At 44.2% G+C, this 19,076-nt stretch carries 12 protein-coding genes and 1 pseudogene; 7 read left to right on the plus strand and 6 right to left on the minus strand.

The genetic code is table 11. The annotated features are described in order from the left end of the window. Nucleotides 1-334 precede the first annotated feature (334 nt). Nucleotides 335-4,822, plus strand: a complete 4,488-nt coding sequence (locus AAEY83_RS03170; protein ID WP_025646981.1) for a UvrD-helicase domain-containing protein — start codon at nt 335-337, stop codon at nt 4,820-4,822. A gap of 96 nt (nt 4,823-4,918) precedes the next feature. Next, a complete protein-coding gene (gene recD, locus AAEY83_RS03175) occupies nt 4,919-7,108 on the plus strand; it encodes an exodeoxyribonuclease V subunit alpha (RefSeq protein WP_227501962.1) in 2,190 nt (729 codons plus the stop codon). A 50-nt stretch (nt 7,109-7,158) separates the two neighbouring features. On the opposite strand, the gene AAEY83_RS03180 is transcribed toward recD, so the two are convergent. Next, entirely contained in the window at nt 7,159-7,722 is a 564-nt protein-coding gene (locus AAEY83_RS03180; protein WP_025646983.1) for a hypoxanthine-guanine phosphoribosyltransferase, read from the minus strand. A 90-nt stretch (nt 7,723-7,812) separates the two neighbouring features. Then, nucleotides 7,813-8,481: a hypothetical protein gene (locus tag AAEY83_RS03185; protein WP_025646984.1), complete on the minus strand. Its 669-nt coding sequence runs from the start codon at nt 8,479-8,481 to the stop codon at nt 7,813-7,815. Nucleotides 8,482-8,827: 346 nt separating this feature from the next. Between AAEY83_RS03185 and AAEY83_RS03190 the strand changes: the two genes are divergently transcribed. The 4 genes and pseudogenes from AAEY83_RS03190 to AAEY83_RS03200 all read left to right on the plus strand — a co-directional run bounded on the left by AAEY83_RS03190 (nt 8,828) and on the right by AAEY83_RS03200 (nt 12,320). Beyond that, nucleotides 8,828-10,507 carry a carbon starvation CstA family protein gene (locus AAEY83_RS03190; RefSeq protein ID WP_025646985.1) on the plus strand — a complete coding sequence of 560 codons (1,680 nt, stop codon included), beginning with the start codon at nt 8,828-8,830 and terminating at the stop codon, nt 10,505-10,507. A gap of 181 nt (nt 10,508-10,688) precedes the next feature. Beyond that, nucleotides 10,689-10,772, plus strand: a pseudogene (locus tag AAEY83_RS19120) (transposase); the annotation flags it as partial. Between the two features lie 127 nt (nt 10,773-10,899). Continuing rightward, a complete protein-coding gene (locus AAEY83_RS03195) occupies nt 10,900-11,190 on the plus strand; it encodes a cory-CC-star protein (RefSeq protein WP_025646986.1) in 291 nt (96 codons plus the stop codon). Nucleotides 11,191-11,288: 98 nt separating this feature from the next. Next, nucleotides 11,289-12,320: an ArsA family ATPase gene (locus AAEY83_RS03200; RefSeq protein ID WP_025646987.1), complete on the plus strand. Its 1,032-nt coding sequence runs from the start codon at nt 11,289-11,291 to the stop codon at nt 12,318-12,320. Nucleotides 12,321-12,354: 34 nt separating this feature from the next. Here the strand turns inward: AAEY83_RS03200 and AAEY83_RS03205 are convergent, their stop codons facing one another. Both AAEY83_RS03205 and AAEY83_RS03210 read right to left on the minus strand, forming a co-directional pair. Next, nucleotides 12,355-14,028: a GTPase/DUF3482 domain-containing protein gene (locus AAEY83_RS03205; RefSeq protein WP_037059745.1), complete on the minus strand. Its 1,674-nt coding sequence runs from the start codon at nt 14,026-14,028 to the stop codon at nt 12,355-12,357. A gap of 63 nt (nt 14,029-14,091) precedes the next feature. Next, nucleotides 14,092-15,468 carry a DUF2868 domain-containing protein gene (locus AAEY83_RS03210; protein WP_025646988.1) on the minus strand — a complete coding sequence of 459 codons (1,377 nt, stop codon included), beginning with the start codon at nt 15,466-15,468 and terminating at the stop codon, nt 14,092-14,094. 254 nt (nt 15,469-15,722) lie between these two features. Here AAEY83_RS03210 and AAEY83_RS03215 point away from each other — a divergent pair, with 254 nt between their 5' ends. Continuing rightward, nucleotides 15,723-16,478 (plus strand): SDR family oxidoreductase, encoded by a 756-nt coding sequence (locus AAEY83_RS03215; RefSeq protein WP_025646989.1) that lies wholly within the window; start codon nt 15,723-15,725, stop codon nt 16,476-16,478. A gap of 122 nt (nt 16,479-16,600) precedes the next feature. Here AAEY83_RS03215 and AAEY83_RS03220 read toward each other — a convergent pair whose 3' ends face one another. Further along, nucleotides 16,601-18,130: a bifunctional 2-methylcitrate dehydratase/aconitate hydratase gene (locus tag AAEY83_RS03220; protein WP_025646990.1), complete on the minus strand. Its 1,530-nt coding sequence runs from the start codon at nt 18,128-18,130 to the stop codon at nt 16,601-16,603. Nucleotides 18,131-18,336: 206 nt separating this feature from the next. Beyond that, the gene (locus AAEY83_RS03225) at nt 18,337-18,957 is read right to left on the minus strand and encodes a GNAT family N-acetyltransferase (protein WP_025646991.1); all 621 of its coding nucleotides are present in this window, start codon (nt 18,955-18,957) and stop codon (nt 18,337-18,339) included. Between the last annotated feature and the right edge of the window lie 119 nt (nt 18,958-19,076).

Here is a 19,076-nt window from a genome sequence, read left to right on the forward strand (position 1 = left end):
AGACAGCTAATTTTGTAATCCAAATTAAATTGATAATAGGGCGTGTTGAACATTCGACCGCGGCACTGACAGAGACTATTTTTTAGACGATTTGCAGATAAAAATTGTAAGTATAGTCATTCTATACGTCAGTTTTTATCAATAAAGCGGCAAAAAAGAGTCCTGTCCCTGTTGTTAGAGTGAGGGCTGATGCTAAAATCGCCCTAGTCGTTGTAAAAATTTAGCTAAGGCATCTGCATTACCTGCAATTTTCCCTTAGACTAGAACGATTTTAGCAATCAGCAGTGCCTTCTTGTGAATGTTCAACACGCCCTAATTTATAGTGTACGCCAATATGACAGAGTTTACCGATACGCCTGATTTTGCGGAGAGCTCGCAACAGCTGCCTTTCGCTGATGAGCATTTATACGAGTCGCAAAGCGCCGTGAGAAGTGCTGATATGCCAAATAATAATAAAGCAGACAAAGCATCTGAAAAATTATCTGTAAAATCATCCGAAAAGGTACCGGCGGTTGAGGTTGAGCTCAGCGGTCAACACCTGATTGAAGCCTCAGCGGGTACCGGTAAGACATGGACGCTAACGGGCATCGTCCTGCGTTTGTTGATTGAGGCAAGACGGGCCCCTGAACAAATCATCGCCACTACGTTCACTCGTGCCGCAGCCGCCGAGATGCGTCAGCGTATCCACGAGCGTTTAGTTGAGTTTTATCAGTTATTACAATGGGTAAATAGCCTAAGCAATGATATTAATAATAAAGATATGCTCTATCCAAAATCCTTACAGGTAAACCCTGAACAAATCAATTCAAAAAGTCAGTCCAAAGAGAACCCCAGTCAGAAGAGCGAGGAGCTAAACCAAGATCTTGACTATGAACAACAAAACAGTCAAACCACTACTCGCGAAAACCGCGCTAAAGCCAAAGAGGAGCGCGATACTTGGCTCATACAGCAAGCCAGTTATGCGCGCTTAGATAGCCTAATGCAAGATCCAATCAACTTACATTTAATCAGCTATCTACTCGATCATGTCTATAGCTACCCGATGACCGAGGCTATTCGGCGCACGGCATTGGTGCTCACGACGCTTGATAATCTATTTGTGGGTACGCTTGATAGTTTAGCGCAGAAGTGGCTGACGGAATACAGTAGCGAGACCGGTCATCAGCAGGGCATGGGTATCATCGAAGACAGCAGTATCGAGCAAGTCACTGATAGCATCATTCATGATGAGCTACGCCAATTTCAAAGTCGCCTCTATCATGAGCAGCCGAAACTCTATACGTTACTAGAGCAGCAAGGCAAACTTACTGATACCGGAGATCATAAGGGTTTTGTCACGCGCTCGCTGAATTTTATCTCAGCGCCTATTGATGAGGTGAAACTAGATCAAGACTTTGACTTTAGTGCGTACGAGAAGATGCTTTATGAATTTGCTCAATTAGATTTAGCAGATATTCAGCCATATTTAAATTCTGACTATAGGAAGTCACAAGGGTTTCGTGGTAACTCTAATTTAATCAATCATTTTGACGCCTTAGTTGATGTACATCATAAAATAGCAGAACATCAGCTAGCCTTTACTAGCTATTTAGACGAGCGTGAAAACAAAATTCTGACTTCGTTACAGGACTCTAGATATCCCAATGAAGAAGGCAAGATTAAAAATTTCAATAAAGACAGAGAAAAGGAACATCAGGCTCTTTTTGGGTTAGATACAATAGTCAAGTTAATGGCCATTTTAGATATGGTCGAAAAATTAGACCAACATATTATTTCATTGTTGGCCAACCTAAACCGTCATATTGTTCTCGCGGTTCGGGATAGGCTGCCAGTGATCTTAGAGGAGCGCGGTGAGACGACTTTTGGTCTACAGATGGTGCGTCTAAATCAGGCACTAACAGGCAAACAAGGGCCCAAGCTGGCGCGTTATATTCGCCATCATTATCCCATTGCGCTTATTGATGAGTCGCAAGATATCAATGGCGAGCAAGCATTGATGATTAAAAGTATTTATTTAGCCAATAAAAAGACCGCAGCTTCGGCCAACGATAAGCAATCTAGCGCGAAAAAAACCAGTCATGAGTTTTTGTTATTAGTTGGCGATCCAAAGCAAGCGATTTATGGCTTTCGCGGTGGCGATGTGGCCAACTATAACGACATGAAATCTCAGTTTGATAAGCAAAGCTTTTGGACGCTAGATGTCAATCGCCGCTCAAATGCAGGCGTCATCCATGCGCTCAATTGCTGGTTTGGTATGGCAACGCCTAGCACGGGTGATAATAAGCTGTCGCAGTTAGGTGCAGGGATTTATTATCAGCATATCAAAGCGGCAAAACCAGATAGCCAGTTGTCTTGGTCTAATATGGCAGCTTCTGAAACCCATGATTTAGTGACTGATTTAGTGACGGAGGTGCTCTCAGCTCAGCCAGTGAGCTTATTACACTTACCATATGACAACGAGCTTGAGTACGATGAGTATGAGATTACCGCGCGTCATATTGCGACCTTATTAAGCAGCAATCAGACCTTAAAAGGCGTGCCTATTCAACCAAGTGATATCGGTGTGCTGGCACGTACCAAAAAAGACTTAAAGCAGGTTGAAGATGAGCTGGTGAAGCTAAAAGTGCCTACGCTGACGACTAGTGATGTCAGTATCTTTGAGACCATCATGGCAGAGGATGTGGCCGCGCTACTGAGCGCTATGCTCTATCCCTATCGTCATGACATGATCAATCGCGTGTTAACCAGTCATCTGTATGGTCTAAATATCAAGACCGTTAGAGCAATGATGACAGATCATGAGTCAGGCGCTGTTAACCGTAGTGATAGCGCTCACAAACAAAGCTACCAAGACTTTATTGCTTATATAAAAGAAGGCGCGCAGCGTTGGCAGCATTTTGGGATTTTGTCAGCGCTACATTATTTGTTAGATAAGAGCCCGGTCCAGTCGCAAGGCGTTTGGCAGGCACTTGCGAATCATCCAGAAGGCGATCGTCATATTATGGACTTGCGTCATGTGCTAGATGTTATGGCGCAGTACGGCAGCGGCATGGGCGAGCATGAGCTTTTGGCGTGGTTTCGGCAAAACATTGACGCTGCTCCTAACAGCGATTGGGCGAAGCAATATCCGCTCCCGACGGAGTCAGGAGTGCAGCTGATGACCATTCATAAGTCTAAAGGGCTTGAGTTCCCGATTGTCTATGTACTGGGTATGGGCGATGCCAGTAGAAGATCCGGTAATAAAGAGCAGTATGGTTTATATCTATATGATGACCAATCGAACCGTAACTCACAACAACCAAATACAATTAGCAATCAGCGCCGTTTCTCACCCGTGCAAGGCTCAGCCACTAAAGTAGACTATTACACTGAGTTTGAAACCCAAGAAGGTTTTGATGAGCTACGTCGCCTGGGCTACGTCGCCTTTACTCGTGCTAGTGAGCAGCTTTATGTGGTCTTAAAAGATGCTCATAGTAATACGAACGCGTGCTTGAGACCAGTCTGCTATTGGTTAGACGTACCGGCTAAGAATATTGAGTTGCCAGATAGGCTCAAAGGCACGATAGGGATGATTAGAGCTCATAAAATTAATGAGTATCATGAAAAGGGCCAAGCGAATAACGCCAACACGGCAAATGGTTTGACTACTGTCACAACGAAACTAGCGACACAGAAGATTGAATACGCACCGTTCTTGGAAGTTATGCGCAGTCGTTACTTCTTTGGCTGGGCGAAGACCAGTTTTACCGCTTTGGCGCGCCAGTTAGATGAATCAACACAGATTATGGCGGTTGTCGATGAGCGCATTGATGATGCCATAGATATAGAAACGAAAGAGCCAGTAGGAGTCATAGATAGCAATGAAGGTTTCGAGCTGGGCTGCGACTTGGAGCTTAAGCGAGAGGATGATATCCGCTTTACTTTTGTCAAAGGCGCGAATGCCGGTACATTTTTGCATGAAATATTTGAAAAAATTGACTTTAATAATCAATCTCAGTGGTCTCAAGTCATCGACCGCGCGGTGAGTAGCTATCAGCTGCCACTGATTTATAGTAGCGCAGAGCAGCAGCAGCGTGTATTACAGGCAAATAAAAAACAGAATAGTCAGTCTGTCGATACAAATACGATAGTAGCGAGCCAACATGAAGCGTTAATGGGTTGGATCAAAGAGGTGCTACAGACGCCGCTATTAGCTTCTAACCAGCCGCTAGAGTCAATTGATACTACGCAGCGCTTTGCTGAGCTGGAGTTCAACATGGGCTTGTCAGAGCACTTTAGAGCAGAGGATATCACTACTCTGTTTGCAGAGCACTTACCAAACGAACCGGACAAGCACGTGACTTTAGTGGCGCAAAAAAAAGCGCACTTGTATCGCTATCTACGCGGCGAGATTGACTTAGTTTATGAACACGCAGGCAAATATTATGTGGTGGACTACAAAAGTAACTATTTAGGAAATAGCCTAAGCAGCTATGATGAAAAGACGCTTAAACAAGCCATGTCAAAGGCTGGGTATTGGCTACAAGCCGCCATTTATCAGGTTGCATTGCATCGTTTCTTAAGTATGCGAGTCAGCGATTATGACGGTAATGAAGATAAATATCTTGGTCCTGTCGAGTATGTGTTTTTACGCGGGGTCTATCATGCAGATGCGTCGACATCAGATAGTGCTTTAGATAGTGCTTTAGATAGTGCCAGGCAAAATAAAAAAAATACGGCCGATTGTAATGTAGTTACTAATAAGCGCTTTGGGTTAGTCATCTGGGACATACCCATCGACTTCATCAAAGCTTTAGATACCTTGCTTGGTTTGCCAGACTAATGAGTTAGGGCTCAGAATAGATAACCTATTTACCAAAAATAAAGCAACAGCGATTTATTAGATAGCCATAAAGACAGACATAAGAGACAACATATTATGAATAACAGTAATAGTAGGGCAGCCATTAGCCTACACGAAAGTTGGGCTAGCAATCTTAGTGATTATCTGTTGCTGCGTCGTCAGCAAACGCAATCAGCATATCACGTGTCTAATGTTGAGACGAATATAGAGACCGAACAAGTAGATGGGGTGCAAGATAAAGCCTTATTTAGCGCTGTATTTGTCATGTTGACGACGCATTTAGAACAAGGGCATACAGTATTAACGCTGGAAGAGGCTAAGGATGAAAGGCCTGTGCAGGGGGATATCGGGGGCGAATCAGTGACTCTGTATGCTTGGCAATTGAAGCTGCTAGAGATGCTAGCCACGCCACTTCTGGTATTGGCAGAGAGACAAATCGACCAGTTGATAGCAGATGAAGTGGCTACAGAGCCCTCACTTTTTAGTTTACTAAGCATTATAGTTGCTCAAAGACATCAACTATGGTCACAGTCAGTGCTAACTAATTATGAAAGAGAGCTTCTGACGAAGCGCTTAGATGCCATCACTGCGTTATATCAGCGGCTAAGAAATACAGATCTAGATGCTTTTATTCACTCAATCGGTCAGTATGACTTGTTCAGTAATGTTAAACATCTTAATAAGGATGATAGAAATAGCCTAAGCAAAAATAACAAACCAATCATTTATCAAATTCAAAAAGAAAAAAATCAAAATACATCAGCCACCCTTTGGCTACACCGCACCTGGCAAGCAGAATTTAGCTTAGCTACGCGTATCAATTCAATTATAAATCAGCAGATAACCCCTCTTTCAATTGCTATACCAGATAATCTGGAGAAACGACAGATAGCAGCGATTAATGTGGCTAATCACAACGCTTTTAGTATCATCACGGGTGGACCTGGGACAGGTAAGACTTATACTGTGGCGCAGCTCGTTATTGCTCTGCAACAAGCAGCACAGAGTAGGGAAGATGACGCACCTATCAAGTTTAGCACCGATAGCGCAAGCTTAGCGTTGGCTGCGCCGACTGGTAAGGCTGCACAGCGTATGCAGGAATCTTTGCAAGCGGCTTTAGATGCGGCAAATGTTGATATGCAACTAGAAGAAGCAAAAACCATCCATCGTTTACTAGGCATTGGGCGAACGGGTAGACCGCGCTACGATGCAGACAATCCACTTGGCGAAGATATCATCATCGTTGATGAGGCCTCTATGCTCGGAGTAGAGCTGGCAAATTATCTGGTTAGTGCAGTAAAAAAAGGCGCGAGACTTATATTACTGGGTGATGCCAATCAGCTTGCGGCAGTAGATGCAGGTGCCGTCTTATCCGACCTATGCCGCATACCAAGCCTGCAACCCGTACACGTAGAGCTTACTGAGAGTCGCAGATTTAGTAAAGACTCTGGTATTGGTAAGTTGGCTCAGCAAATCAATAATATAGATACAGACACGCAAGGCATTTGGCAGTTATTAAAGCAAGATCAGGCGCTGAGTTTTTCGAATATAAATACGCAATCTGCGCAAACAAATCCAAATAACCAGATAAAAAATAGCCTAAGCAATATAAAAAATCTTAAAAAAATAATTCTAAACTACCAAAAATACATAAAAAAAATCAATGTACTGTTAGAAAATCCAATGGAAAAATCCGTGCCAACAGTTGTTAAAGAGACAATTACCTCTCTAGTACAAGCTTTCAATCAATTTAGAATACTTACGGCTGGACATAATGGAGAGTGGGGCGATCATTATATTAATAACTACCTAACACAGTGGCATCTGGCTGAGTTAAAACTGCCGCTAGGTCAAAATACTTGGTTTCATGGTCGGCCTGTTATGATGCTACAAAACAACTATGAGCTTGGATTGTTCAACGGGGATATTGGTTTTTGCTTGCAGACGGGGACAGATGGCGCGCCACTAGAAGTCTTCTTTGAAAATAAAACTCAGGGCATCGCCGTTAGTCTATTAAATGATGAGCTCGTATCTACTGCCTACGCTATGACTATTCATAAGTCGCAAGGATCTGAGTTTGATCATGTTGCGATTACTTTTGATACTAGTCATAGTAGGCTACTCAGTAAAGAGCTTATCTATACGGCAGTGACTCGCGCCAAAAAACAGGTCAGTATATATAGCACCAAGTCTGCCTTTGAGAAAGCAGTGCAGACCCCAACTGAGCGCTATACAGGGTTAGCACTACAGTTTGAAGCTCTATAAACGCAAAAAAGCATCCATAACGGATGCTTTTTATTGTGTAGAATGAAATACTACACTTTGTCTTCTTTAATCGCATAAATACCTGGCAGGTGACGCAAGTAACCATGAAAGTCCATACCGCAGCCATAGACATAACGGTCATCAACATCGATACCGACAAAATCCACATCGAAATTAGCAACTTTGCGATCATGCATTTTATTTAAAAGGACGCAAGAATCGATTGAAGCGGGCTTTTCTTTACCTAATTCTTCAACGATAGCTTTGAGCGTGATACCTTCATCAAAAATATCATCGATGAGTAGTACATGCTCGCCTTCGATACTGACATCGGGTTTAAATTTCCAATCAAGATCGCTGGTCCCCTCATTGTCACGATAGCGCGTCGCATGAATGTAATGCATGCGATGATAAAAAGTCAGATGAGTCAGTAGCTGTCCTGCTGGGATAAGGCCACCGTTCATCACTACCATAACGATAGGGTTTAGGCCTGCATAATGCAAATTAAGCTGGGCAGCAAGACGCTCGTAAGCGGCCGCAACTTCGATACTGCTAATGAGACACTCTGAATTACGTAGAGTTTGTTCGATCTCTTGATTACTGATTTGAGTCATAGTAGGGTGCGCCTTTGATAAAAGTGCCACATATTTTAGCAAGTTTTAGCGAATTTACCTAATCGCAAACCGCCATTACCCTAATATTAATTAATCCGCCTTTTCCACAATAAAAGGACGATAATAATTGGCCAAACGGTTCAATGAGCTCATAGGTAAGTCAGGTAGCATTTTATTCAATGCCATGCTCATACCTTTATCGATAGCGGCTTTGGTAACGGGCACTGATTTGCGTTTAATCATGCCAAGTTTAAGGGTCTCGGCATAACGAGTGATAAAATGAGTGAGCGTATCTTCGTTCATCGTCTCTAATGCTAACTTAAATTTACTCATATCGACATCATCAGGAGTTACTGAAGCAAAGCCTTCTGTGATTTTTTGAGCACTATCCTCGGAGAGCTTAAAACCGACCCGACTGACCCCTTCATTATCAATAAAAGTGGCTCGGTCGCGCAGGAAGTGAAAGCTTGGCAAGACATCTTCATTATTCTCTTTATTTAATAAGATGTTAAGTAGCGTATCAGCTGAGCGCTCAATGGTGCCAACGATTTTGCGCATGGAGGCTTGACGCTCAGGGTTAGGGATAATCTCTACTAAGCCTACCAGTAGATTATCGATCAAATCTCTAGCAGTTTGGTGAGTTAGTGCGTCGCGATGTTTGTAGTAATCAACATGCTCATCCGATGCTTCCGCTTGCGCCGCTTCTTCTATTAATTGTTTGAGTTTCTCTGACGGTGGAAATCCGAAATAGTGTGCCATATCTTTTCCTTGAATCTTATTAAATGAGTATTCTAAATCAAATAGAACAGTATACGTAAAAAACTAGTGACGTTGCATTCGTTTATCAGCTGCAGTCACTATCTATAACATCAATATCTGAGATAATAATTCTTTATTTAACCGCAGTTTTAGTAGATATCGTTTAAGTGCGATCAATTTTGCAGATTATAATTGACCACTGCGATGATATAGGGTGATACTACGGCAATTGTAGACTATAAATTAAAATGACTAATGAAGTGTTAGCGTTTTTATAACATCTATAAGTGATAAAGGCAGCCTTTTTGGCTGATGTAAGCAAAGTAAGTATGCAAGGAGGAATGATATGAATAGTGCAATTGTACTGCTTATCAGCATCGGTATGATGCTATGCGGTTATCTTTTTTATTCAAAATTTATAGCGAGTAAAATATTAGGGTTAGACAATAGTCTGCCCACGCCAGCCCACACTATGAAAGATGGTGTGGACTATGTTCCCACTAACAAATATGTATTATGGGGTCACCATTTTACTTCAGTGGCAGGAGCGGCACCGATTATTGGTCCTGCTATTGCCGTAATTTGGGGCTGGGTACCCGCTGTGCTTTGGGTAGTTTTTGGGACGATATTTATGGCAGGTGTCCATGATATGTCTGCCATTTGGGCAAGTATGCGTAACCGTGGTCAATCTATTGGTTCAATTGCCGGTACGGTAATGGGCTCGCGTGTGCGTAGCTTGATGATGGTAGTGATTTTCTTGTTACTACTGATGGTCAATGCTGTGTTCGGTGTGGCTATCGCTAATATGCTTATCAAAACGCCATCCGCAGTACTGCCGGTGTGGGGCGCATTAGTGGTCGCTTTTATCATTGGGCAGTGTATCTATCGCTACAATATGAGCCTTATTTGGGTCTCTATTATTGGAGTAACGGCCTTATACGGACTGATCTATCTAGGGCCTATGTTTCCAGTAGTGCTGCCTGAGACCTTTATGGGCTTACCTGATAACGCCGTTTGGATTATTATCCTATTTTCTTATGCCGCCGTCGCGTCATTATTGCCGGTATGGATGTTATTGCAGCCTCGTGATTATATCAACGGCTTACAGCTTTTCGTTGGCTTAATATTATTATATGCTGCTATTTTCATCTCAACGCCTAACATTGTTGCGCCTGCCATCAACAGCGACTTGCCGATGAGCGCGCCCTCAATTGTGCCTTTACTATTTGTAACTATTGCTTGCGGGGCGATATCGGGCTTTCATGGTTTAGTCGCTACAGGTACGACATCTAAACAGGTCGATAAAGAAGAGGATGCACGGTTCGTTGGTTATTTTGGTGCGCTAGGCGAGGGGATGCTGGCGCTTGGGGCTATCTTAGCGGCAACTGCAGGTTTTGCAACTTTAGGCGATTGGCAGGCGGTTTATCAAAACTTTGGTGATGGCTCCATCGGTGCTTTTATTGATGGTGGCGCTACTATTTTAAGTAATGGTGTCGGTATCGATGTAGTGCTATCGCAAACGATGCTCACCGTGATGGCAGCACTGTTTGCAGGAACGACTATGGATACTGGTGTACGCCTGCAGCGTTATATCTTCCAAGAGTTTGGCGAGTTTTATAACCTGCCGGCACTGAGCAAGGGCTGGATAGCGACCTTATTGGCCGTAGGGACTTGCTTGCTATTAGCATTCGGTGCCGGTGGTATCGATGGTGCTGGTGGTATGATTATCTGGCCTCTATTTGGTACGACCAACCAGCTCATGGCCGCCTTAACGCTGATGATTGTAACCGTTATTTTACTGCGTAAAGGCAAGACCGTCTGGTACACCTTAGCGCCGCTGTGTTTCTTATTAGTGATGACGCTATTTGCCTTATTGATTCAGCTCAAAACCTTCTATGATGATGGCAACTGGCTACTGATTGCGATGGATTTGATTATCTTAACCGCGTCGGTGTTAGTGACTTTTGAGAGTTTTTCAGTATTGCGCCGAGAATGGGGCGAACATAAAGCTAAGAAGAATATCTAACCTATCGTTTATCAGTAAATTAGATACTAAGTTAAATAAAGCGCTGGCGATTGCTGGCGTTTTTTATCACCAAACGCTGTAAAACCATGTCCTTCTAGGATATGGATGTAAAGCGTCATCCGTTGTCACCTAAAATCAAATTCACCTTGTCAACACTGCTCATTGAGATCATACTAAACCCATGAAAACGCTTAAACTCCGTATCAAAGACAAACATGCTGCTCAGCTCAATATCTTAGCTGGGTCGACCGTCTTTAGTAGAAATCCCCTCACTTTAGAGAGGGGAGGAAGTCCATGAACAAACATAAGGTATAGTAAGGAATAAAGATATAAGTTAACTCTCAGCAAATGTAAATATACTCAATACTATAAGAGCACAACTAGGATAAGATATGAAGGACAATGAGCAGCAAAATCCACAATCTAACGCCTCTTGGTGGCAGCGGTTTTCTGCTGGATTAAGCGAGTTCTATCATGCGCCTTATAGACAAACGATGGCCCGCGCTGCTCGTGATGAAGAGGATTTTTTTATGCTAATGATGTTTGCTGAGAGCTTAGGCATTGATAACCCGGCAAGCTTTTACACCTTAGAGCTACAGCCACTATTTTTAGAGAATTTCCATGAATGGCATACCCGTATGGGTATGGATAAATGCCCGTTCGATCATGTCGGCTGCTGTTAGCTCAACAGATTTATTCTAAGTATACATTTATCATAAGTATAAATAGCGGCAAAATGAGTCAATCAGACAATAGATAGTCATTGAATATAGAGAAAAGCATGGCGACGCAGTCTATAGAGCACACCTCGTTAAAAACATTAGTCACTCAATTGTCACAGCAGCCGATTATATTTGTAGGCGGAAAAGGCGGAGTGGGAAAAACCACTACAGCGGCAGCACTTGCCAGCCAGTTGGCAAGCCAGCAGAAAAAGACGCTTATCATCTCAACAGACCCTGCGCATAGCTTGGGCGATGTATTGAGCACCAAACTTAATAATAAAAAAACAGCGATCAGCCCATATCTTGACGCCATTGAGCTCAATCCCGATGTCATTGTAGATGCCCATTTTGCGCAAGTGGAGCGCACTATCACGGCCTATGCCAATCCGGATATGATGCCAAAAATTCGCGAGCATTTGCGCCTATCAAAGTCGGCGCCCGGAGCACAGGAGGCAGCTATGCTTGAGTCTATGTGCCAGCATTTAGTCTCTGCCGCCGAGGAGGGTTATGAGCATATTATCTTTGATACTGCGCCGACGGGACATACGCTACGTCTACTGGTATTGCCTGAGATGATGGGGGCTTGGACAGATGGTCTATTGGCGCAGCAACGACGCCAAGCCAAACTGCGCTCAGTCGCAACACGTTTAGACAAAAATGATGATAAAAACAATCGCCTAAAAGACAAAGACGTTGCCAATCCTTTTGAGAAACAAAAGCCTGATCGCTGGGAGCAAGCGGTAGCAGTATTGGAGCGGCGCAAGGCATTATTTCGTCAAGCGGCACAGCTTCTACATGACCACAAAAAAACCGCTATCGTCTTAGTGATGACCGCTGATATTTTGCCGTTAGTTGAAACCAAACGCGCTATTGAGCAGTTAGAAAGCGCTAATCTTAAACCTGCAGCCATCGTTGTCAATCAGTTGATTCATCCCAAGCAACAAGACACGTTTTGGCAGCAGCGCGCTAATAGGCAGCAACAGATTATGGATGATATCGCGACTACCTTTAAGCGCTATCCGTTATCTGCAATATACTTGCAGCAGACTGATATACGAGGGTTTGAAGCTTTGAGTGAGCTATTAAGATAATAAACCTAAAAGTTAAACTTATAAGCAATGCACCCTATAGCTTACTCGCCAGAGACCACGCTGTATCCATGCGCAGGCTCTGCGCTTGTTCTGATTTACCGCTACTCAAAGATGACCACTGCGGTTTGCCGCGTGCTTTTTTAAGCTCACTTGGTAGTTTATAAGGGGGCCAAAGAGTGATCGCATTATCCTCTTCTTCTAGACCATCGTCTTGGCTGCTTGTAGATATCTCCCCATCATTAATACTCTCATTTTGATAGAGCAATTGTGTGGCATCTGTTGCCGCATGCCCGCGATGGCGCAGCGCGGTCAATAAGTCAGTGGCACGAGTGGCAAGCAGCGTCAAAGTCGCCGGATCGATATATAAACGTTTCACCCCAGTGATCTTATCGGCGATACTGCTGGTGTTAGATAATAGGCCACCGCCTATTGCTCCTAGTGCAGCACCCAATCCTAAAGTCGTTCCAAGTGCTGCCGCATCAATCCCTAATCCTAATAACGCGCCTGCTGCCGCGCCAGAAGTGGTACGAATACCATAGCTTTTGAGCAGTTCTGGATCAAAGGGATCTTGTTGATAAGCCTGTAACTCAAGTGGCGTTGCGGCCACCGCATTATCATAAAACTTATAGAGATTAAGTAGCTGATGCTGCATCGTACGTTCTGTTTGCCTAACGGCTTCTTGCATATCTTGCAGTACTGGCATAGGATCATCATCTTCACTAATCTCACGCACAAAAGCGGCCACATTTAACAAGAAATCTGCAATGATAATTTTTGCCTCATCATATAGCTGCGCCCAATCCTCGGTACGGCGCTGCATCAGCTGCTCAAGCATCTCTGAGTGCGTCAGCATGGTAGCCAAGTTTTGCCAAAGTCGCATCTCATCATCAAATTCAAACGCGACCGAATCAAAGCGCGTCGAGATATGCAGATTACGCCGTGCCAGCATCGTCTGCCACTCATCGATGTTAGCTTCTTGACTATCAGTGAAATTAAACACCGGCATCACAGGTATCGCCGCCCAAGACAAAATCGCCAGCTCATCTTTGTACTTACCGAGCACAGGCTCTCGCGCATCGACGACATAAACCGCCATATCACTTGCCAGTAGTTGGCGTATCACTTTAGCTTCTTGGCTATAGTCCTCGGCACCTTGAGCGCTAGTGGCGATATCCGCTGCCAAAAACTGCTGCAAGCGCTCGATACCATCACGGCGACTGGCTGTATTGTCCTCAAGCCAATCCATCAAGCCTGAAGCATCCTCAAGTCCTGGCGTATCATAAAGAGCAACTAAAACCTCACCTGTCTGGCTATCGGTCAATTGCGCACGCTCCACATGACGCGTGGTTGCGGCTTCGTTTTTGACTTCGCCGAAATAAACATCACGCAGTAAGGTACGCAAAATCGACGTCTTACCGGTATTGGTATGACCAACCACGGCAAGCTTTAACGGCTCACCAGTAGCAAGTGTCTTTTTGAGGTTAGACGGAAGTTTGGAAGGGTTAGGAGCATTGACATCATCATTATCGGGGGTTTGATCCGCTTTATCTGTCTCAGTGAAGTTCGTATTAGTGAGCTTCGTAGTCGCATACTCTTCACTAGCAGTGGACTCAGGCACCACCGCAGGAGCCGGATCATCTTTTAATGCTTTATCAGCAAACAGTCCGACTGGCTTTTCATTATTTTCGTTGTCAGTATTATTATTCATAATGTGTCTTATTTACAAGTTATCAAAATAGTGCTTTTTAATTCAATAATGAATGATGAACGCTTAATGACTAGCGACCAAACCGATTTGTCGCTCAGCCAGCGCCGTTTGCCACTGCTGGTAGCGCACATTATCGTTTTTATAAGTTTCGGTAGTAAGCTCAGTATCAGCATCTATATCCGAATCATCATCTAGTAATTGTACAATTAAACCATGCTTGGCATGAGTGGCAATTTGATCCAACTTACGCAGAGTGCCGCGATCAGGTAGGGCTTTACTATGAATGCCTAACAACACTTGCACAGGATGACCATCTAAGTAATCCTTTAGGCGTGCCATATCATCACGATCATCAAGGATACCGAAATTCTCAACCGCTTCGTTAGATTCGATTGCTGTGCCTGCCCGCCACCACTGCTGATGCGCGCTAGGATATTCGAGTAGGGCGACGAGCTTTTTGGCTTGGCTTATCTCAGCTTTTGGTGCAATAGGAGCGGGCGCTTCTTTGAAGTCATCGGCATCAATGACTTTGCGCTGCCAGAAGCTAATGATTTTTTGGTAATAAGGCAGCTTGATATCAAGGCGCATTTTTTTGCGGCGGAACATCAGCGCACAAAACACCCAAGCAATTGCCCGCGGCACAATGCCATACATCAATAAACTACCCACGAGCAAACTTGCCCATTGCCTCGCCACCGATAAAGGCAGCGCATCAGTCACTAAGCGGCTTTGGATAATAGCCGCACTATCAGGAACGTTAAACCCTACTAAACTCGGCAGCCAGCCTAGCGTTTGAGTCAAACCAATCAAGGCATTATCCGATAACAGCGTGGATTCCCAACTAAAGCTGTACTGACGCACGACTAGTAAGAATATGATCGCAAGCAGCATACCTGTCAAAGTAGCAAGCCATAACTGATGGCTGAATTTGCCGAGATACCAGCGCATACCGCTATGCTCAAGCTGCTGCTCATAGAGACTAACCGCCGCTTGAGTGACATCGTCTTTACCGCGAATTAAGTAGCTTGGACTGACCAGGCTTGCAAACCAATTGGCCGATTGCTTGCCGCGATTGATAAAAGTAAGGAGCAGCCAGCCAACAAGCATAAGGGTATGAAAGCCGAGTAAGCAGACAAGCACATAAAAGAAATTGACAACGTTGGCCTGCAATAGAGTGAATAAGCCTAGGAATCCTGAAACACACCAGACCACACTCATCATGACCATGATGCTCTTGATACGAGCATCAATTTTACCTAAGACTTTTGCAAGATTCCCATTACTATCGATTCGTTTGGCGCGCCGATGTAGCTTTTGTTTTGGCGAGCCATCTTCATTTTGCAGCTTTTCGGTCACCAATAGCGGATCGGTGGCAAACACATGATTGTTGCTCTCAAGGTTTCGTACCAGCTCAGTCAGCTGATCTTGCGGGGATAGCATAAGTAATAAGATCCAAGTAAAAAGAGAAGATAAATGAGTAAAATGACATCTGCAGATTATTGTAGCGTAAATCTAATCTCGATAACGGTTATTATTGAACGATATTCATTAAATAATGTGAGCTCACGAACCTCAAAACCATACCAAATGCAATACCAAATACAATGCCAAACAATGCTAACTTATATGCATAGTGATAACAGTGATAACGAAACGGTAATGACGCAACTGTGATAACAAACTAGGAGCCAGTTATGAATAAAAAAACGTATCTTATCATCGGTGGTACAGGCGGCATCGGTAAAGCTATGGTCGAGCAGCTAATCCAGATGACCCATAAAATACAGACGGGCATAGCGGTGTTTGCGACTTATCATAATAGCGTACCTGAGATTGAAGCTGATAATTTGCATTGGCTAAAGATGAATATCTCTGATGAGGACAGTATCAAGCAGAGTATTGACGCTATAAAAACTCATAGCAACCATATCGACTGGGTAATCAATTGTGTGGGTCTGCTGCATACCGAGCATAACAAGCCTGAAAAAGCGCTGCGGCAGATGCAGACTGAGTTTTTTCTACAGAATATGCAGGTCAATGCACTTGCCAGCATGCTCATTGCCAAACACATCAAGCCGCTGCTCAAAAACGCTGAGCGTAGTACCGATAATCCGGCGATATTTGCGACGATATCAGCTAGAGTCGGTAGTATCAGCGATAATGAGCTTGGCGGCTGGTACAGCTACCGTATGAGCAAAGCGGCGCTCAATATGGGGATGAAAAACTTAAGTATCGAATGGTCACGCTCCTTAAAAGACGTCTGCGTGGTTGTCATGCAGCCTGGTACCGTTAATACGCAGCTGTCTGCACCGTTTCAAGCCAACGTACGTGAAGGTCATCTGTTCTCGCCAGCTTATAGCGCTGAGGCCTTATTAGAGGTGCTCGCAGATATGAGTAGCGATCAGACCGGTAGCTTCGTTGATTGGGCAGGGGAGTCGATACCTTGGTAACACTTAACACAAAAACACAGTGACAAGAAGCAGAAAAAGCAAAAGGGTTTGTCGTTACTCAATCAACGACAAACCCTTTTGTTTGGTACAGATTTAGCTCATAAAAAAGCGATTAAACAATATTAATTTGTCATAAACAAATCCATAAACTCATGCACGGGCGTTTGCTCTAGTTTTGCTTGATTGTCGCATAGCTCAATAATCTGCTCACAGCGACTCTCAATAAAACGAGTGGCTAGATTGGCGCGGAATTTTGCTTCTAGAATAGGAATACCCTCAGCGCGGCGGCGTTTATGACCGATAGGATACTCAATAACCACCTTATCCGTACGAGTACCGTCTTTGAAAAAAACCTGAATCGCATTGGCAATCGAGCGCTTGCTAGGATCGTGATAGTCTTTGGTGTAACTGACATCTTCTTCCACCACCATCTTTCGGCGTAGTCCGTCGATTAAGATATGATGCTGCTCATGGTAATCATCCTCATAATTCTCCGCCATCAAATCGCCTGTCAATAAAGGCACCGCTACCATGTACTGCAAGCAGTGGTCGCGGTCAGCAGGATTGGCGAGTGTACCTTCCTTGGAGATAATACGAATAGCAGACTCATGGGTGGTGAGGACGATCTTCTCAATCTCATCAATTCTATCATCGATACGCGGATGCAAGATAACCGCTGCCTCACAAGCGGTCTGCGCATGGAATTCGGCAGGGAAGCTTAATTTAAACAAGATATTTTCCATCACGTAACTGCCAAACTCACGCTGGAATTTAAAGTTGCGATCTTCTTCAGGTTTGGTCGCTAAGTCTTTATTGGTATGGCTAAAGAGCACATCATAAAAACCCCACTGCGGCGCGGACAAAGCCCCTGGAATGCCCATCTCACCGCGGCGAGTAATATCGACCAGCCGAACCGCGCGGCTAGTGGCATCACCTGCGGCCCATGACTTACGGCTGCCGGCATTGGGTGCATGTCGATACGTGCGTAGAGCCTGCCCATCGACAAGGGCTTGTGATATCGCCGCCATGATGCGCTCGCGTGGTAAGTTATAGAGCTTAGCGACGACTGCGGTTGAGGCTAATTTAACTAAGAATACATGGTCAAGACCCACACGGTTAAATGAATTCTCCAGCGCCATTACGCCTTGAATCTCATGTGCCATAATCATCGCCTCAAGCACATCCCGCATGGTCAAAGGCTTAAGGTTGCGGCTAATGTTTTGCTGACTGATATAATCGGCTACCGCAAGGATACCGCCTAAATTGTCCGACGGATGTCCCCATTCAGCGGCGAGCCAAGTATCATTATAGTCGAGCCAGCGCACCATACAGCCAATATCAAAAGCAGCTTTGATCGGATCAAGTCGATGGGTGGTACCAGGCACTCGTGCGCCATTAGGCGTCAGCTGACCTTCGCAATCAGGACCTAGGTGTTTGGTGCATTCAGGAAAACGTAGTGCAAGCAGCCCGCAGCCAAGGGTATCCATCAGACAATGGCGCGCGGTAGTCCAAGCCTCTTCACTATTTTCAGAATCGTTATCTACCGAGTAACCCAGCACATAATCGGCGATTTTTTGGATTTCTCTATCGTACTCGGGACGAACGTTACTCTCTACCGTCGTGTTTTGATTATCAGATTGGGTGTTTGACATGATCGTCTCCTCTTCCTTGAGTGAGTTATTATTTAACTAGTCGACTTATCTTATTTTTGTCAATCAAAGCGTCCACAGAAGCACTTAAAAATAAGTCATATCTCAAAGTAGCATAGGCAAAAGCCAACAACCAAACTGAATTATGTTAAAAATTAAAACCTTATCTGCTTAATATATAAAGTCTATTAAATAAATCCTGTTTCATTTTAAATCATCAAATAAAGTAACCCGAGAATAAATAGCGCCACCAATATAAAGAGTAGAGCGCTCAAAATCTTTGAGGACTTACTACCATTTGCAGCACTGACCTTTTTAACTTTGCTCTTTTTGGCCACCCGCAGCACCATCTTTACATGCTCGATATTATCCTCAAGGTAGTAATCTCCTTCAGGAACAAACCCTAAGGACTCATAAAAGCTGAGCAAATAAGTCTGTGCGGAGATAATAATAGGACGCTTTTTGCCATATTTTTTGCGGCAATGAGCGATAGCTTGAATCATCATCTGCCTTGCTATGCCTTGACCGCGATGCTCTGATAATACCAGTACGCGACCAATAGCTGACATAGCGGTATTAAGCGAATCGGTATCGGCGGCGCTCAAGTTAGATCTGAGCCTGTTGTACTCAGGTGGAATAATACGGCAATAGCCAACGAGCGCTTCGTTTTGATGCGCGACGAGATGCAGACAATCAAAGTCTAGCTCATCCATATCTTGATAAGCGCAGTTTTGCTCCACCACAAACACCTGCGAGCGCGCTCTTAGAATATGGTAGATATCGACGGAGGTTAACTCATCAAAGGTTTTTATAGAAAATTGGGTGGTCATAATATTTTGGCTTTTGCAAATGAGATGATAATAATGCGTTTGAATGAAAGCGCATTTTTAATGCTTTTGGGTTTATGGTGCTAGGCTAAAAGCACCAGCCTACGACGTCGCTTAGATTA

This window comes from Psychrobacter sp. TB20-MNA-CIBAN-0197 (assembly GCF_040309765.1).
In the GTDB taxonomy this organism is placed as follows: domain Bacteria; phylum Pseudomonadota; class Gammaproteobacteria; order Pseudomonadales; family Moraxellaceae; genus Psychrobacter; species Psychrobacter submarinus.

What these genes read in the sequence shown, in the direction of transcription:
- AAEY83_RS03170 (WP_025646981.1), top strand. Translation starts at nt 335, where the DNA reads ATGACAGAGTTTACCGATACGCCTGATTTTGCGGAGAGCTCGCAACAG.
- recD (WP_227501962.1), top strand. Translation starts at nt 4,919, where the DNA reads ATGAATAACAGTAATAGTAGGGCAGCCATTAGCCTACACGAAAGTTGG.
- AAEY83_RS03180 (WP_025646983.1), bottom strand. Translation starts at nt 7,722, where the DNA reads ATGACTCAAATCAGTAATCAAGAGATCGAACAAACTCTACGTAATTCA.
- AAEY83_RS03185 (WP_025646984.1), bottom strand. Translation starts at nt 8,481, where the DNA reads ATGGCACACTATTTCGGATTTCCACCGTCAGAGAAACTCAAACAATTA.
- AAEY83_RS03190 (WP_025646985.1), top strand. Translation starts at nt 8,828, where the DNA reads ATGAATAGTGCAATTGTACTGCTTATCAGCATCGGTATGATGCTATGC.
- AAEY83_RS03195 (WP_025646986.1), top strand. Translation starts at nt 10,900, where the DNA reads ATGAAGGACAATGAGCAGCAAAATCCACAATCTAACGCCTCTTGGTGG.
- AAEY83_RS03200 (WP_025646987.1), top strand. Translation starts at nt 11,289, where the DNA reads ATGGCGACGCAGTCTATAGAGCACACCTCGTTAAAAACATTAGTCACT.
- AAEY83_RS03205 (WP_037059745.1), bottom strand. Translation starts at nt 14,028, where the DNA reads ATGAATAATAATACTGACAACGAAAATAATGAAAAGCCAGTCGGACTG.
- AAEY83_RS03210 (WP_025646988.1), bottom strand. Translation starts at nt 15,468, where the DNA reads ATGCTATCCCCGCAAGATCAGCTGACTGAGCTGGTACGAAACCTTGAG.
- AAEY83_RS03215 (WP_025646989.1), top strand. Translation starts at nt 15,723, where the DNA reads ATGAATAAAAAAACGTATCTTATCATCGGTGGTACAGGCGGCATCGGT.
- AAEY83_RS03220 (WP_025646990.1), bottom strand. Translation starts at nt 18,130, where the DNA reads ATGTCAAACACCCAATCTGATAATCAAAACACGACGGTAGAGAGTAAC.
- AAEY83_RS03225 (WP_025646991.1), bottom strand. Translation starts at nt 18,957, where the DNA reads ATGACCACCCAATTTTCTATAAAAACCTTTGATGAGTTAACCTCCGTC.